This is a genomic window from Streptomyces enissocaesilis (genome assembly GCF_039533765.1).
Lineage (GTDB): Bacteria > Actinomycetota > Actinomycetes > Streptomycetales > Streptomycetaceae > Streptomyces > Streptomyces enissocaesilis.
Genome location: NZ_BAAAUD010000050.1, coordinates 16,874 through 32,835, shown reverse-complemented (window position 1 = coordinate 32,835; position 15,962 = coordinate 16,874). Strand labels below are relative to the sequence as shown.

15 protein-coding genes are annotated in these 15,962 nt (G+C 69.6%); 10 read left to right on the top strand and 5 right to left on the bottom strand.

All coding sequences use genetic code 11. The annotated features are described in order from the left end of the window. Window positions 1-61 precede the first annotated feature (61 nt). Both ABD374_RS25640 and ABD374_RS25635 read right to left on the bottom strand, forming a co-directional pair. Complete coding sequence (locus ABD374_RS25640) at window positions 62-379, bottom strand: AzlD domain-containing protein (RefSeq protein WP_344497973.1); 318 nt, start codon at window positions 377-379, stop codon at window positions 62-64. Then, complete coding sequence (locus tag ABD374_RS25635) at window positions 376-1,068, bottom strand: AzlC family ABC transporter permease (protein WP_344497972.1); 693 nt, start codon at window positions 1,066-1,068, stop codon at window positions 376-378. The genes ABD374_RS25640 and ABD374_RS25635 overlap by 4 nt, the downstream gene beginning before the upstream one ends. A 212-nt stretch (window positions 1,069-1,280) precedes the next feature. On the opposite strand from ABD374_RS25635, the gene ABD374_RS25630 reads away from it, so the two are divergent. From ABD374_RS25630 to ABD374_RS25590, 9 genes are all read left to right on the top strand, one after another. After that, complete coding sequence (locus ABD374_RS25630) at window positions 1,281-1,517, top strand: cupin domain-containing protein (protein WP_344497971.1); 237 nt, start codon at window positions 1,281-1,283, stop codon at window positions 1,515-1,517. 98 nt (window positions 1,518-1,615) lie between these two features. Beyond that, window positions 1,616-1,936 (top strand): hypothetical protein, encoded by a 321-nt coding sequence (locus tag ABD374_RS25625; protein ID WP_344497970.1) that lies wholly within the window; start codon window positions 1,616-1,618, stop codon window positions 1,934-1,936. Beyond that, a complete protein-coding gene (locus tag ABD374_RS25620; RefSeq protein ID WP_344497969.1) occupies window positions 1,902-2,627 on the top strand; it encodes an asparagine synthase-related protein in 726 nt (241 codons plus the stop codon). Before ABD374_RS25625 ends, ABD374_RS25620 begins: the two co-directional genes overlap by 35 nt. Window position 2,628: 1 nt before the next feature. After that, entirely contained in the window at window positions 2,629-4,491 is a 1,863-nt protein-coding gene (locus ABD374_RS25615; protein WP_344497968.1) for a non-ribosomal peptide synthetase, read from the top strand. Continuing rightward, window positions 4,484-5,698, top strand: coding sequence for a cytochrome P450 (locus tag ABD374_RS25610; protein ID WP_344497967.1), 1,215 nt, complete (start codon window positions 4,484-4,486; stop codon window positions 5,696-5,698). The genes ABD374_RS25615 and ABD374_RS25610 overlap by 8 nt, the downstream gene beginning before the upstream one ends. A 20-nt stretch (window positions 5,699-5,718) precedes the next feature. Next, window positions 5,719-6,504 carry a thioesterase II family protein gene (locus ABD374_RS25605; RefSeq protein ID WP_344497966.1) on the top strand — a complete coding sequence of 262 codons (786 nt, stop codon included), beginning with the start codon at window positions 5,719-5,721 and terminating at the stop codon, window positions 6,502-6,504. Between the two features lie 25 nt (window positions 6,505-6,529). After that, window positions 6,530-6,760, top strand: a complete 231-nt coding sequence (locus tag ABD374_RS25600) for an MbtH family protein (RefSeq protein ID WP_344497965.1) — start codon at window positions 6,530-6,532, stop codon at window positions 6,758-6,760. Then, window positions 6,754-7,107 carry a hypothetical protein gene (locus tag ABD374_RS25595; RefSeq protein ID WP_344497964.1) on the top strand — a complete coding sequence of 118 codons (354 nt, stop codon included), beginning with the start codon at window positions 6,754-6,756 and terminating at the stop codon, window positions 7,105-7,107. The genes ABD374_RS25600 and ABD374_RS25595 overlap by 7 nt, the downstream gene beginning before the upstream one ends. Beyond that, window positions 7,104-8,684: an amidase gene (locus ABD374_RS25590; protein ID WP_344497963.1), complete on the top strand. Its 1,581-nt coding sequence runs from the start codon at window positions 7,104-7,106 to the stop codon at window positions 8,682-8,684. Before ABD374_RS25595 ends, ABD374_RS25590 begins: the two co-directional genes overlap by 4 nt. A 7-nt stretch (window positions 8,685-8,691) precedes the next feature. Here ABD374_RS25590 and ABD374_RS25585 read toward each other — a convergent pair whose 3' ends face one another. From ABD374_RS25585 to ABD374_RS25575, 3 genes are all read right to left on the bottom strand, one after another. After that, entirely contained in the window at window positions 8,692-10,092 is a 1,401-nt protein-coding gene (locus ABD374_RS25585) for a helix-turn-helix domain-containing protein (RefSeq protein WP_344498008.1), read from the bottom strand. An 822-nt stretch (window positions 10,093-10,914) separates the two neighbouring features. Further along, window positions 10,915-11,946 (bottom strand): LacI family DNA-binding transcriptional regulator, encoded by a 1,032-nt coding sequence (locus tag ABD374_RS25580; RefSeq protein ID WP_344497962.1) that lies wholly within the window; start codon window positions 11,944-11,946, stop codon window positions 10,915-10,917. After that, window positions 11,943-14,351, bottom strand: coding sequence for a glycoside hydrolase family 2 protein (locus ABD374_RS25575; RefSeq protein WP_344497961.1), 2,409 nt, complete (start codon window positions 14,349-14,351; stop codon window positions 11,943-11,945). The genes ABD374_RS25580 and ABD374_RS25575 overlap by 4 nt, the downstream gene beginning before the upstream one ends. A 276-nt stretch (window positions 14,352-14,627) precedes the next feature. Here ABD374_RS25575 and ABD374_RS25570 point away from each other — a divergent pair, with 276 nt between their 5' ends. Then, window positions 14,628-15,947, top strand: a complete 1,320-nt coding sequence (locus ABD374_RS25570) for an ABC transporter substrate-binding protein (protein ID WP_344497960.1) — start codon at window positions 14,628-14,630, stop codon at window positions 15,945-15,947. Window positions 15,948-15,962 lie beyond the last annotated feature (15 nt).

The following is a 15,962-nucleotide window of genomic DNA, read 5'->3' as shown; positions in this document are numbered from 1 at the left end:
CTTGGGCCCGCCGGTCTTACGCATGACCGCCTCGGGCCCACGCCTGGAAAGCGGGACCAGCTCAGTACTGGCCGAGCAACGCGCGGGTGAGGACGGTGGCCAGGACGGCGGAGACGACGGTGACCATGAGGCTGGCCCTCAGGACCAGCGTCACGACCGCGGCGGCCAGTCCGGCGAGCCGTGCGTCGAAACGGTAGTCCTGGCCCGTGGTGAAGAGCTGCAGGACCACGAGGGCGGTGAGGATCGCCGGGGCCACCATGCGCAGGGTGCGCTGAGCGCGGTGCGACGGCTTCCAGTCCCCGAGCAGCAAGGGGCCCGCGGCCCTGATGGCGATGGCGATGACGCCGAGAGCGGCGACCAGAATCCACTCACCGGTCATTTGACGAATCCGATCAGGCAGGCGCAGCTGGCAACGGCGACGGGAACCCCCGGCGGGGCCACGGGTACGAGAGCGAGTGCGAGTACGGCGGCCACGGCGGCCACCACGCGTGTGCGGGGCTCGCCCAACTGCTTCCAGAGCAGAGCGAGGAAGATGGCGGGGCTCACCATGTCGAGGCCCCAACGGCTGACGTCGCCCGCGAAGCCGACGCTGAGAGCGCCGAGGGCGGTCCCCGCGAACCACAGCACGTAAGCGGCGCTGCCGGACAGCAACAGCAGGCGGCGGTCGTAGCTGCCGTCCGGCCTGCGTGACAGGGCCCATGTCTCGTCGCCCAGGAGTTGCGCGTACGCGCCGCGCCGCCACCGAGATCCCCCGTAGGCCCCCATCGCCGCGATGGCCATCGGCAGATACCGCAGGTTGAGCAGTGAACCGGTCAGGATCGCGCTTCCCACGCCGCCGCCCGCGGCGATCACGCTGGCAGCTCCCATCTGGGCGGCGCCGCCGAATGTGGTGAGCGACATGACCAGGGCCGCCGGGGTGGAGATGCCGGCCGCGCCGGCCACCGCGCCGAACGTCACCCCGAAGAGGAACGTCGCGGTCACGACCGATGCGATGGCGGGTAGTTCCGCGCGAACCGACGCCGGAGGGGACAGGGGCGACGGGTCGGACGTGTGATCGACATCTTTCATGAGAATCCAATATACGGAACACGTCCGAGCACGGGAGTGAACTCGATATTCAGGCCGAAAGTCACCGTCGGACGCCCTCCAGGTGTGCGGTGCGCCCAGTCGGTCCCGCTGATTCTGTGCAACTGCCCATGGTTCGTTGCGTGCATCGCCCCTAGGGTGGCTTAGGCGAAAGATTCCGTCCTCTGCCAACCCATTCTGTGGAGGAATCACCAGTGCTGATCGACTGGGACGAAATGATGCCTGCCGGAAGCCTGCGTGCCGGGGCCGTCCGGAGATTCGCCACCGGTCAGCGGATTTCCGTGGTGTACGTCGGGACGGATCCACAAGCACGGTTCGACGGGCGTCCGCATCGCCATCCTCACGAGCAGTGGGCCGTCGCCACCGCGGGCCCGCTCAGCATGACCTGTGACGACAGCCGTTTCGAGCTCTCCGAAGGTGTTTCCCCGTGAAGGGCGCAGTGACAGCTGATTCGACGAGCCCGGACATACCACTACATCATTGACGATCAGCGTGGGAGGAGAACTCCTTGCCTGTCGAAATACATCAAGTGCCTACTGGGGTTGCGGACGCATGGGCGGCATGGGACGGGGATCCGCCGAAGGGCTACGCCTACGGTGGTTGCCGGCTGGTCGGCCGACGGACCGGATATGAGGACGCCGTCGGCATGCTGTGCGCGCGGATGCGCAAGGAAAGCGGATACAGGAACGCGCTGATAAATCTGGCTGTCGAGGACGGCGCGCTGGACGACCTCTCCCACGCCCTGCCGCCCGGCTTCGCCCGTGCTCGGTGGCGGCCGCTGCGTCATCCGGCCGACGAGCGCCGCGGTGGCGGCGATGCTGGGAGAACCGGAACACCCGGAGTTCCGTGACACCGTTCTCAGCACCTTCGGACCGCTCGGTGGACTTCTCCACTCCCTGGACGGCGAGGTCGAGCTCACCCCGGACTTCGGTAAACGCGCGGGTGTGCCGGACCTCCTGTACGAGTTCACCCCGCTACGTCTCGTGGACGGCAGCCGGCTGCGCGGGCGCCACCGCATGCACCAGCGCTCCTCTCCGGACGTGAAGCCGCGGCCCACCGGCCACCTGCTCGGGGACCACGGCGACCGGATGACGACGGCCGACCCGGTAGAGGGCCGTCACCCCTTCCTCGACCTGGACTTCGTACGCGTGACCATGGAGGTGACGCCGGATCCGAAGTCGCACGACTTGGAGGAGGAACACATCCTCAAGCGGGCAGTCCGGGGCACGGTGCCCACCGGTGTCGCCGAGCGGGAGAAGTTCCCCCTCACCGCCCGGAGCGGCGCCCTCCTGGTCCGGGCGCCACCCGAATTCACCAGCGACTGGCTCTCGTCGGAACTTGTCGAACGGCATGGCGTCTTCGGCCCCGACGAGGTCGGGCGTCTCCACGACGCCTGCCGCGTCCCGGGCCACCGCCCACCGACTCCGCTCCGTACGGACTGGCTCATGATCGTGCTCACCTTCACGATCCTGCGCGAACAGCCGGCGCGTGCGGACCGGAACACCACCCCCTGCAGGACACCAGTGCGACTGGAGACATGAGATGAGTTCCACTCCGACTCTTCCTGCACTATTCGCCGAGACCCTGGCCCGGCACGCGGACCGCCCGGCTGTGAGCGACGACGAGGGCACCTGGACCTACCGGCAGCTCGACGCGCGGTCCCGGCGACTGGCCGCGTTGCTGATCGAGCGCGGGGTCCGCCCCGAAGACCATGTGGGCATCCGGCTGCCACGCGGCAGGGACGCCATAGCCGCCCTGCTGGGTGTCGTCAGGGCCGGGGCGTCAGCGGTACCCATCGACGTCGAATATCCGCCCGCGCGCCGGGACCTGATGGTGCGTGACAGCGGCCTCCGGGTCCTTGTCGGGCAGGCGAAGGAGGTGGACACGCTGCCGCCGGGCGTCGAGCTCCTCGCATGGGACGACGCCACGTCGAAGGACGTGCGGGTGAACGCGCCGCGGGACGATCCCGCCGCGGACGAAGGGACCGGGGACGACCGCCTTCCGGCGCACGACGAGGCTTCGCCCACCGTCCTCGAGGGTCCCCGCGGCGACCCGGAGGCCGCCGCCTGTGTGCTGTACACCTCCGGCTCGACCGGCGAACCCAAAGGCATCGTCTTCACCCACGACAACATCGTTGCGCTGGCCCGCAGCGCGAGCCTGCCGAAGCTCGGCCCGGACGACAAGATCGGCCAGATCTCCAGCATCTCGTTCGACGGAATCACCCTCGAGATGTGGGCGGCCCTCGCGGCCGGCGCCGAGGTGGTGGTACTGCCCAAGATCGACGCGCTCCTGCCGATCGACCTGCGCCGCGAACTGAAGCGCCGCCGGGTGACGATGATGCTGGTGCCCGCCGCCGTGCTCAACGAGGTCATCCGGGTGGACCGGGAGGCCTTCTCGCCGCTCAGGTATCTGTGCAGCGGTGGCGACGTCCTCCTGCCGAAGACCTGCCGTGATCTGCTCGCCGGCTCCTTCAAGGGGACGCTGTACAACCTGTACGGGCCCAGCGAGATCACCACCGCCGCGACCGCCTGTCACGTCGACTCCGTCCCCGACGGCACCACTGCCATCCCGATCGGCACCGCTCTCGACGGTTACGAGACCTATGTCGTCGACGAGAAGTTGAGGCCGCTGCCGGCCGGCGAGAGCGGCGAACTCTTCGTCGGCGGCGTCGGTGTGGCCCGCGGTTACCTCGGACGCCCCGCGCTGACCGCGGAGCGGTTCCTGCCCAACCCCTTCGGCGCCCCGGGCAGCCGCTTCTACGCCACCGGCGACCGGGTACGGACGAATGCCGAGGGCCAGCTGGAATTCCTCGGCCGCTTCGACACACAGGTCAAGATCCGTGGCCATCGCGTCGAACCCACCGAGGTGGAGCAGGCCATCTGCAGCCATCCGGATGTGCTGCAGGCCGCCGTCCTCGTCGACGACACGTCCGGCGAACGGTCCTTGGCCGCGTTCATCGTCTGTGCGTCCGAGGACCTGACGGGCCCGGAGCTGCGCCGGTACCTGGCGGATACGGTGCCCCGGCACATGGTGCCGGGCTCGGTCTCGGTCATCGACGCCCTGCCGACGACGAGCAACGGCAAGCGGGACCGGGACGCGCTGTACGCCCTGCGCGCCGCCGAGGTGCGCCGCAGGTCCGGTGCCGCGCCCCCCGGGACCAGTACCGAGCGCTGGCTGGCTGCCCTGTGGGAGCGCGTCCTCAAGGTCGAGGACGTCAGCGCCACGGACGACTTCTTCGAACTCGGCGGCCACTCCCTGCTGGCCTTCCGGGTACGGAGCGCCATCGTCAAGGAACTCGGCACGCAGGTGGAATCACACGTCCTGTTCGAGCACAGCACGCTGCGGGAGCTGGCCGAAGTGATCGACCAGGCCCCCTCGGCGAAGGAGGCTCCCGCCCATGACTGAAGCTCCCCACATCGACTTGTCGGCGACCGAACTGTTCGCCGACGGCTCCCCGTACGAGGCCTTCCACTGGCTGCGGCACAACGACCCCGTCTACTGGAACCCCACCGAGAGCGGCGGTTTCTGGGCCCTGACCAAGTACGACGACATCGCGACCGCATACCTGCACCCGGACACGTACAGCTCGTCCCAGGGCACGATGCTCGGCGGGTCGTTCCGCAGTTCGAGCGACACCTCTTCGGGCCAGATGCTGATCTCCACCGATCCGCCCCGCCACACCCAGCTCCGGCAGCAGGTCCACCAGGCCGGATTCAATCCCGCGGCCATGGCCAGGACCAAGGAGTGCGTACGCGCCTGCCTGGAAGCGGCGCTGGACCGCCTCGTCGAGAACGGTGGCGGCGACATCGCCACCGAGGTGTCACCCGCCATGCCCACCGGGGTACTCGCCGCCACCATGGGGCTGCCACCGGAACGCGCCGCCCAGCTGCAAAGGCTGACCCGTACCATGATCGGCTTCAGGGACGCCGAGTACCGCGGCGAGAACTCCAGCGACGTCACACTGATCAAGTCCCAGCTGGACATCTTCGAGTTCTTCGCCGAGCTCCTCGACGAACGCCGGGAGGACCCCGGCGACGACGTGGTCAGCCGTCTCCTGCGGGCCGAGATCAATGGCCGGCCGATGCACGAGTCCGAGATTCTCTACAACTGCTTGAACCTCGCCGTCGGCGGCAACGAAACGACGGTGCACACGGCCAGCTTCAGCGTGCTGACCTTCATCGAGCACCCGGATCAGTACGAACGGCTGCTCAAGCAGCCCGAGCTGCTCGGCAGCGCGATGGAGGAGCTGTTCCGCTGGACGGCGACCAACACGTACGTCCAGCGGACGCTCACGCGCCCCGTGACCATCCGCGGCCGGCACATCAAGGCCGGTGACGCGGTGACGCTGTGGAACTCGTCGGCCAACCGCGACGAGGACGTCTTCGACGACCCGGACCACTTCGACATCACCCGCACGCCCAACAAGCACCTCACCTTCGGGGTGGGACGCCACCACTGCATCGGTGCCTCCATCGCCCGCTTCGAGATGGAGGCCTTCCTCGGCGCTCTCCTCGCACGCGGCCTGCGCTTCGAACTGAACGGGCCGGTGGAGAAGCTGCACTCCAACTTCGCGTACGGCATCCGCCACCTTCCCGTCGCCCTCGTCTCCTGACCGGAACGGAGGACACGACGATGCGCAAGACCTCCGAACCCAGGTGGTTCGTCAGCAGGAGCTCCGGGGGACCGACCCGGCTGCGGCTGCTGTGCCTGCCGTACGCGGGCGGTTCCGCGTCGGTCTTCAAGGGCTGGGAACACCACCTCCCGGCCGGCGTCGAGGTGATGGCCGTCCAGCTCCCCGGCCGCGCCGAGCGTTGGCGGGAGGAACCGCTGACCGACCTGGAGGCCATCGCCGACACGCTGTGCGAGCTGTTCCAGGTGCACGTCGATGAACCGTTCGCGGTGTTCGGGCACAGCATGGGTGCGCTGATCGCCCTCGTGCTCGCCCGGAAGCTGAGCAGGAAGCACGGCCGGGAACCCGTGCGGCTCTTCTTCGCCAGTTGCAACGCGCCGCTGCCCGAGAGGCCGCTGCCCGCGCTCGGGCGCCTGGACGACGCGGGCCTGCGGGCCCAGTTGTCCGCTCTCGGACTCCCCGACGAGGTGCTGGCCGACGAGGAGCTGATGGAGATCACGCTGCCGCTCGTGCGAGCGGACCTGCACGTCGCCGACGCCTACCTCGACCGGGCACCCGAGCTGCTCGACTGCCCGGTCACGGCTTTCCACGGGGCGGACGACCCTCTCGTGTCCGGCCAGGACATGGGGCAATGGGCACGAACCACCCGGGGCCCGTTCACGCTGCGATCCGTGCCGGGAGCCCACGTGTTCGACCGGAGCGGCTGGTCCCATGTGCTGAAGACGATCAACACGGATCTGGAGTCCCATATGCGCCCGGCGGCGGCTCAGGAACAGCCACGCCCCTAGGCACTCGAGCAGGAGAGGCATGGAGATGGACGACACGCACGAGGACCCGACGCACTACCACGTCGTGGTCAACCACGAGGAGCAGTACTCCATCTGGGCCGCGGAACTGGAGACCCCGGCGGGCTGGCGGCCCGTGGGAGTCAGCGGTGACCGCGCACAGTGCCTGGAATGGATCGGACAGAACTGGACCGACATGCGGCCTCTCAGTCTGCGCACTCGGATGAACGCCGGCCCGGGCGGGGTGACATCATGCTGAAACGGGTGCACGAGAGCGCGGACGACAGCCCGCAGACGCCGCCCGGAGCGGGCGACCTCACGGACGGCATGATCGACGACATGATCCACGCCCGTCTCAAGTCCATCGGCATCGACCTCGGTCAGCTCCCCGAGGGTTCCCGGCCCGATCAGGACACCGGAGCACCCGGCCAGGACACCGTGCTCGCCGAACTCCGCGTCTTCGTGCGACAGACGGTCGGCGTGCTCGCCGCCTACCGCATACCGGTCCCTGACGGCACCGACCCGGCCGACGCCCACGCCCTGCGCCAGCAGACGGCCGCGCCCCAGTTGTATCCCTCACGGGCGGCCGGAAGGGCCGGACGGTGAAGGGCCCGTCGGACCGCCGAGTGGACCGGCGCGCCTTTCTCGCCCGGGCCGCCGCACTGTCGGTCGCGGGCGCCGGGCCGCTGCCCGCGGTGGCGGCCGCGCGGGCGCCCCGCCACAGCGCCACCCTGCCGTTCGTCGAACCGCGCCCGGAAGCGGTCGCCGACCTCACCGAGCTGACCATCGCCGAGGCCATGACCATGATCCGGCGGGGAGACCTGACGCCGGAAGAGCTGACACGGGCCTACCTGACCCGTATCGCCGCTCATGAGGACGTCTACCAGGCGTTCAACCTCGTACGGACGCAAGCGGCCACGGCCGAGGCACGGGCGGCGGGTCGTCGGCCCGCACGCGGCCTCCTCCACGGCATTCCCCTGGCTGTCAAGGACAACTTCTTCACGGCCGGGACGCGCACCACCGCCAACTCCTTCCTCTTCCAGGACTTCGTGCCGTCGTTCGACGCGACGGCCGTCGCACGCCTGCGGCGGGCGGGCGCCATCGTCCTCGGCAAGGCTCAGATGGGGCCGCTCGCCACCACCCGGGCCACTGAGCCCGACGGGCTGATCACCACGGTCAACGCCTGGGCGCCGGATGATCCGGCGGTGGACCCGGGAGCCTCGTCGAGCGGTACGGCGACCGCGGTGGCCGGGCGCCTGGCCACCGCGGGCACGGGGACCCAGACGGGCGGATCCATCACCCGGCCCTCCAACGTGCAGAACCTCACCGGGCTCAAGCCCACGATGGGCCGCGTGTCGCTGTACGGAATCGTGCCGTTGAGTTACAGCCGTGACCACCCCGGCCCCATGGCCAGGGACGCCCTCGACGCCGCGATCATGCTGTCGGTGATGGCGGGGCCCGACAGGAACGACCTGAGGACGCAGGGCCTGCCGCCGGTACCCGACCTGATCGAGGCCGCGACCCCCGTGCGCAGGAGAGGCCGGGTGGCACTGCGCTGGCCGACCAGGATCGGTGTCATACCGGGATACCTCTCAGGGACCGGCGACACGGCGGCGGCCCGCAAACGTTTCCTCGACACCCTTGACGCCATCCCCGGCGTGTCTTTGGTGGACGTTCCACTGCCCGCCCAGTGGGAACTGCTGACCGGCAGTGCGTTCAACAACGTACGGCTTCCGGAGCGCAGCGAGGCGTTCCTGCCGCAACTGAGGAGTGATCTGCGGGCGTTCGGCGTCTCCGTGATCCCCTGGCTCGAGGGGGCGCTCCTCGGCGGGAACGAATTCCTCATCGGGCAGCGGACCAGGATCCTCCTGCTGGAACGGGTGCTGGACGGCCTGTTCGGCCAGTGCGACGTCGTCGTCCAGACCGACCCGGTGCCCTTCGACATGCTCGGGCTGCCCGAGCTGGGGCTGCCGATCGGATTCGACCGCGCGGGCCTTCCCGTGGGCACGATCCTCGGCGGTCTGCCCTACGCCGAGGACCGTCTCCTGTCCGTGGCCGCCGCGTACCAGGCGCGTACCGACTGGCACCTCCGCCGGCCGGCGGACCCGGGGACGGCGGACCGCTTCGTGGCGCGCGGGCGCGAACGGCTCGACGCGGTCCGGGTCGGCCGCACCACGTGCTGACGGGACGCTACGCGAGCAGCTGGGACGCCAGCCACAGATGGACCCGGTTCTCGGTGCTCGCCAGCGACAAGCCGGTGAGCCGCTCGATCTGCTCCAGGCGGTAGCGCACCGTGTTGCGGTGTACGAACAGTTCGCGGGCGGTCTGCTGCGGGGAACAGCCCGAGTCGAGGAACGTGGTCAGGGTGCGCACCAGCTCGCCCGTGTGCAACGCGTCGAAATCGACAAGCGGCTGCATCGCCTTGTGCGCGACCTCGCGCAGAGGCAGATCCGGCATGCACATCAGCAGCCGAACCATGTTGGGCAGCCGCCCCTGGTGCACACCGCTGCCGTGGGCGGCTGCCTCCTGGGCCTCCAGGAACGCCCAGCGAAGACCCTGGACCCCCGGATAGGGGCCACCGATCCCCACCGCGAGATCCTGACCCTCGAGTCCGTGCCGAGCGAGGCTGCCCGCCCACTCGGCGGCGGACTGAGGGCCGCGCATCACGCCGACGCCGTACGCTCCGACGTCGGCCACCACCTCCGCCGTCCGGCTGAGGGTGAGTTGAGCGGCGTGGGAGGCCGCCTCGTCGTCGCTGCGCACCAGCAGGACGCTGTGCGAGGCCCCGGGGTCGATGCCGATGGTGACGAGTTTCCTGCCGGCCTCGGCCCCGGAGAGCGCGTCACGCACCACATCCTCGATGATCTGTCCCGCCAGTTCCCGGCGCCCCGCCTGGAAGGCGGCGGTGCGGCCGAGTTCGACATGGATCAGCTGTGCCGCGTGTTCCTGGAGCTCGGCTGCCACGTCGCTGTGTGCCATGGAGAGAAGCAGGGTCTTGGCATGCGGGGGATCGATGGTCGTCATACGTAACCGCTGGTCGTGCAACCGGTGCGTGGACCAGTCGTAGCTGTCGGCCTGGTGGTCGAGCCCGGCGCCGGACAGGTCCAGGACCGCCGTGGGCGCGCCGGTCGCCTCGCTCAGCCTGTTGAGAACTCCCGGGATGCCGCGCCCCGCCACGACCTCGTCGAGCATCCTGCGCTGATGCTCGGACAGGGTCGGCAGGCTCGCTCCTTGTGGTTTTCCGGGAGGGCTCTGAAGACGGCTGGATTTGGATAACAGTGATCGGCTGGGTATTTCCAGTACAGGAAGACCGGACTGCTCGGCGATTTCCAGCATCGCCGCAGGTGCGGCCGTGTGTCGTAAGCCGGTCACGAACCCGATGGCCGCCGCATTTCCACGAATGACGTTCTCCGTGAACAATCGCTGCCATATTTCTTCATGCTGGCGTTCTCCCGTGGTCAGCACCAGTTCACCGCCTTCGAGCAGGGGGCGGGGGTCCCGAAGTTCGGTGATCACTACGTCGTTGATCTTCTGGTCGGAGTGAGCCGCACCGTCGTGCAAGGGGAGGCCAAGGGGAGTAATCTGAGGCATTTTGGGCGAATTTTCCATATCTCCTCCACGAGACTCGTGCGCGACACAGCCCTGGCGTACGGGTGAGGAACGGTCATATCCCCCCGCTCCACTCATCCGGGAGTGGATATTGAAATGTCCCATGCCGGACGGCTGGCAATTCGCGCTCCCTGAGGGCCGCCGACGCACCGCGCTACGGCCCTTTCGTTTTCACATACCCACAGTAGGCCTGGTGAGGCAGCCCCTTAATGGACGGCCGCGTTCCGGCGAATCGATTGAGTCATGTCCGTGGTCGGCTTTCCCCGGCCCGTCGGCACTGCGGCCGGAGGTCTGGTGACGGGTTGCCGGTGGCGTCGTCGACCGGGCGTGCTGCCGGGTACGACGGCCGAGCAGACAGCCGAGTGGGACACCGCACTGTCCGTGAGCCGTTTCCGGCCCGGCCCGGGGCCGGCACCACGTTGCGCCGCGTGTGGACCTGCTGGTCGAAGGCGATGGGGCGTCCACCACGACAACCTCGCCGGAGCCGGCTGCGCATCCGGTCGGACCGCTCCGGGAGGGTGCGCCGGATGTTCCGTCGCCGCGGCCGGCCGCGTACGGCCCCGGAGCGGCAGCCCTGGTCGCCGGTGACGTGGCCGGGTCGGACCCGGGCCGTCCCGGCCCCGGCCGGGACGCGATCCCGCCGAGGCCCGCCCGGTCGTCCAGCCGTCCCGGCATGGTGGCGTACCACCAGACCATGATCCCGAACGAAGATCATTCGGCGGCAGGCCCCAACGGTCTGGTGGAGAAAGGGCTCAGGGCCGCACCCCGGTGAAGGAGGCGCGGCCCTGAGCCGTTCCGTCGGGGCTACCCGCGCGGCGGCGGCCCGGTGGAACCCCGCGGGGTGAGCGAAGGCGTCGGCACCTGGAGCGAGTCCCCCTGGGAGCCGGCGATCACACCGAACAGGGTACGGGCGACCTCCGCGCCGAAGTGGTGCACGTCGTGGCTCATCGCCGACAGCGTGGGATGCGTCAGACGGCACAACTGCGAGTCGTCCCACGCGAGCAGGGACAGGTCGTCCGGTACGACGAGCCCCATCTCGGCCGCCACCGCGGCGCCCGCGACGGCCATGATGTCGTTGTCGTACACGATCGCCGTCGGCCGGTCGGGCGACAGCAGCAGGCTGCGGGTCGCCCGGGCGCCCTCCTCGCCGGCGAATCCGGTGGGCACCTGACGGTGCCCCTCCAGGCCGAGCTCGCGCGTCGTGGACTCGAACGCGGCGGCCCGGATCCCGCTGTGCCCGAGCCCCGCCGGGCCGCCGACGCGCGCGATGCGCCGGTGGCCCAGGGCGGCCAGGTAACGGACGGCCTCGGCCGCCGCCGTGGCGTCGTCGGTCCAGACAGACGGGAACGATCCCGTCAGGGACGGGTGTCCGACGGCCACCGCCCGGAGCCCGATGGCCTGCAGCGCCGGAACCCGCGGATCGTCCTGGTGGAAGTCCACGAGGATGGCACCGCCGATCATCTTGCTGCGCCACCACCTCTCGTACAGGGCGATCTCCTCGTCGAGGTCACGCACCAGGCGCAGCAGGAGCGAGCACGACCGCTGGGCCAGGACGCTTTCGATGCCGGAGATGAACTCCATGTAGAAGGGTTCGAGGCCGAGCAGCCGGGCCGGCCGGCAGATCGCCAGACCGACGATGTCGATGCGCTGGCTGGAGAGGCTGCGAGCGGTCTGGTGGGGCGCCCAGCCGAGGTCGCGGGCGGCCTCGAAAATGCGCTCCCTGGTGGTCGGTGAGACCCCCGGCCTGTTGTTGAAGGCCATGGAAACCGCACCCTTGGACACTCCTGCCCGCGCTGCGACGTCGTTGATCGTGACGCGTCCGGAAGACGGCTTCACACCACATCCACACTGAACAGAGCGGTCCGGACGGCATCGACGTCCACACGGCCGCAGCCGCCGACCCGGATACGGGCCTCTTCGCCGGGCAGCAGCGTCCGCAGGCCGCAGTCCGCACTCGCCTCGGGGCCGAGCCGGTCGGCCTGCAGGAGGAGGTCCCTCACCAGGGTCTGTGCCGTCACCACGACGTCGACTCTATCCCCCTGTCCGGGCACGGGCTCCAGCCGGACGTCGAAACGCGGTTCCGGATACGCGAACTCCTTGTCCGGTACGGGGAAATGGACCGCACGCAGCCCGTCCGCGTCCGCGACCAGGAACTCCTTGGACGACCGCTCCGCAGGCACCAGGCCCGCCGGGACCGCCAGCCGCACCACCGACCGGGGCTCGGCCACGACGTCGAGGACGGTCTCGTCCGCCAGGGCGCCGTCCGCCTCCAGGCGCCGGAGCGCGACGGCCGCCCGCCACCGCTCGGCCGACTGGTTGACGACGGCGAGCACGAGCCCGCCGGTTTCCGGCTGAAGGGTCAGCAGCCGGTCCGCGTACACCCGGCGCAGCTCGTGGTACAGCGGCTTCAGCCGCCCGTCGCCGTCGATCGCGGCCCAGGAGCTGACCGGCCAGCAGTCGTTCAGCTGCCAGACCACCGTGCCGGCGCAGACCGGCCAGTTCGCCCGCCAGTGCTCGATGCCGGCCGCGACGGCGCGCGCCTGGACGACCTGGGTGAGGTAGTGCCACCGGTCGAAGTCGTTCCCGGGCAGGGCGAAGTGACGCGCCACGCCCCGGTCGAGCTTGCCGTTGCCGTCCTCGGCCTTCTGGTGGTGGAGCATGCCGGGGGAGTCGGGGGCGAGGTCCTCGCCGGGCAGGGCCCTGCGCAGGGTCGCCATCGCCGGAGGGGCCTGCCAGCCGAACTCGGCGACGAACCGGGGCACGCTCGCCCGGTACTCCGCGTAGTCCTGCCGGTTCCACACCTCCCAGGAGTGGTGGGTGCCGTGGCGCGTGTCGTTGGGGTGGTGGTCCCAGGAGCCGGACCAGGGGCTGCCCGCCGTGTAGGGGCGGGTGGGGTCGAGTTCGGCGACGATCCGTGGCAGCAGGCCGAGGTAATACCCCTCTCCCCACGAGTCGCCCGCCAGGGCCGGCTCCCACTCCCAGTCCCGGAAGCCCCACAGGTTCTCGTTGTTGCCGTTCCACAGGACCAGGCTCGGGTGCGGCATCAGACGGACAACGTTGTCACGCGCCTCGGCCTCGACCTCTCCGCGCAGGGGCTGCTCCTCGGGGTAGGCGGCGCAGGCGAAGGGGAAGTCCTGCCAGACCATCAGGCCCAGCTCGTCGCAGACGTCGTAGAAGGCGTCGTCCTCGTAGATGCCGCCGCCCCAGATCCGGACGAGGTCGACGTTGGCCCCGGCGGCCTGTGTCAGCCGGGTCCGGTAGCGCTCGGGGGTGACGCGGCTCGGCAGGACGTCGTCCGGGATCCAGTTGACCCCGCGCGCGAAGATCCGCACGCCGTTGACGACGAACGTGCAACCCGTCCCGTGCTCGTCGGCGGAACGGTCCAGTTCGACGGTGCGGAACCCGATCCGGCGGTGCCAGGTGTCGAGGGCGCCGGTCTCGTCCAGCAGCGTCAGGCCGAGGTCGTAGAGGGGCTGTTCACCGTATCCGCGGGGCCACCAGAGCCGGGCCCCGGGAACCTCCAGGCGCAGCACGGCTTCCTCGCCGTCGAAGGGGACCTCGGCCTCGGCCCGCGTCCCCGCCACGCGGGCGCGCGCGACGAGCCGCCGTCCGGCCCCCCGCTCCGTACGCTCCACCCGCAGGCGCACCTCCACACGGCCCGTGCCGTCCTGCGCGACCGTGACGAGGGGGCGCACCCGCGCGATCCTGGCGGTCGACCAGTGCTCCAGCCGTACGGGGCGCCACATGCCCGCGGTCACCACGGTGGGGCCCCAGTCCCAGCCGAAGCTGCTGGCCATCTTGCGGATGTACTGGAAGGGCTCGGGGTAGACGTTGGGCCGCTCCCCGGTCAGGTCCCGGACCGCCGCCGCCTCGTCGTAGGCGGAGGCGAAGCCGACCTCCAGCGTTCCGGTGCGCCCCGTGACGTCGAACCGGTAACCGCGGTGCATGTTGCGCGTCGTACCGAGAACCTCGCCGGCCAGGGTGATCTCCGCGGCGGTGTCCAGCCCGTCGAAAACCAGGTCGGTGCGTTCGTGGGCGCTGTCGTGCGACAGGTCCGTGACGTAGGACCACGCCCGCCTGCCGACCCAGGCGACCTCGGTCTCGTTGCGGCCGATGAACGGGTCGGGGATGAGCTGGGCGGCCAGCAGATCGGTGTGGACGCAGCCGGGAACCCGCGCCGGGAGCAGCGCCCCCTCGTGGCGCAGGCTCCAGCCCTCGGTCAGCTGGGTGACGTCCTTCATGGTGCGGCTCCAATCGCCTGACTCGGGCCAGGTGGATGTACGACGCCGCACAACGTAACCCGGCTCCGAGCCTCTGTCCATGAACCGGTAAAGCTCAGTTCAGAGGCGCTGGAGTAACGCAACGTCCCTGTTTTGCTTCTTCTTTCAAGGGATTGCCCGCCTCCGGTAACGATTGGGCATCGTGCCGGAAATCAGAGCTTTACCGGTTCACATCCGCCTGACATAGTGCCGACATCCCACCGCGGACCTGATCCGCAACCCTGAAGGAGCTGGCACATGGGGAAGACGAAGACGCTCACGGGCGCGCTGCTGACCGTCGCGCTGCTGACCGTGACGGGGTGCGGCGGCGGAGGTGCCGCCTCCGGCGAGACGGCGGCCGCCCCCGTGGACCCGGGCGACGCCTCGGGCGAGATCAAGGTCCTGACGCCGCGTACGGACCTCGTCCAGAGCGGGGCGATGAAGGCCTACGCCGCCGAGTTCAACAAGACCTACCCCAAGGTGAAGGTCAAGTTCGAGGCCCTCACCGACTACGAGGGGGAGGTCAGGATCCGGATGAACACCAAGGCGTACGGCGACGTGCTGATGATCCCCGGCGTGGTCGCCAAGGGCGACTACCCGAAGTTCTTCGCCCCCCTGGGCGCCACCTCCGAACTCGCGGACAAGTACCGCTTCAGCGACAAGACGGATGTCGGCGGCAAGGTCTACGGCGTCGCCCAGTTCGGCACGGCCAACGGCTTCGTCTACAACAAGGCCGTCTGGAAGAAGGCCGGCGTCACGCGGTGGTCGACCACCCCCGAGGAGTTCACGACCGCCCTGAAGGCGATCAAGGACAAGACCGGCGCGGTCCCGTACTACACCAACTTCAAGGACGGCTGGCCGCTCAGCAGCTGGAGCAACAACATCGGCTCGGTCACCTGTGACGCGAAGGCCGGTGACCGGCTCGCCGGCCCCGTCTCCCCGTGGAAGCAGGGCAGTGAGCTGAACGTCATCGACTCGCTCCTGTACGACATCGTCCACGACGGGCTGGCCGAGAAGGACCCCACCACCACCAACTGGGAGAGCTCCAAGACCCTGATCGCCAAGGGGGAGATCGCGACCATGCAGCTCGGTTCGTGGGCGATCACGCAGATGCGGGACGCCGCGAAGAAGGCGGGCACCGATCCGCAGGACATCGGCTTCATGCCCTTCCCCGTGCAGAAGGACGGCGCGTTCTGCGCCACCGTCGTCTCCGACTACCAGCAGGCCGTCAGCATCCACTCCGAGCGCAAGACGGCCGCCCGGGCCTGGATCGACTGGTTCACCGAGAAGTCCGGTTACTCGCAGAAGGAGGGCGCGGTCCCCGCGGTGAAGTCGGCTCCCCTGCCCAGCACGCTCAAGGACTACGTTGACAACGATGTCAAGCTGGTGGAGCGCTCCGAGGCGGAGACCGGGCAGGTCAACGCGATCGACAACGCCGCCGAGATCGGTCTGGCCAAGCCCGACTACCGCCAGAAGCTGATCGACATGGCGCGCGGCGCCCAGAGGGGCAGCCTCCAGGACTTCTTCACCGACCTGGACAGGAAGTGGGACGAGGCGGCGAGGACCGCCGGCTCCTGACGGACGGCGGACGCG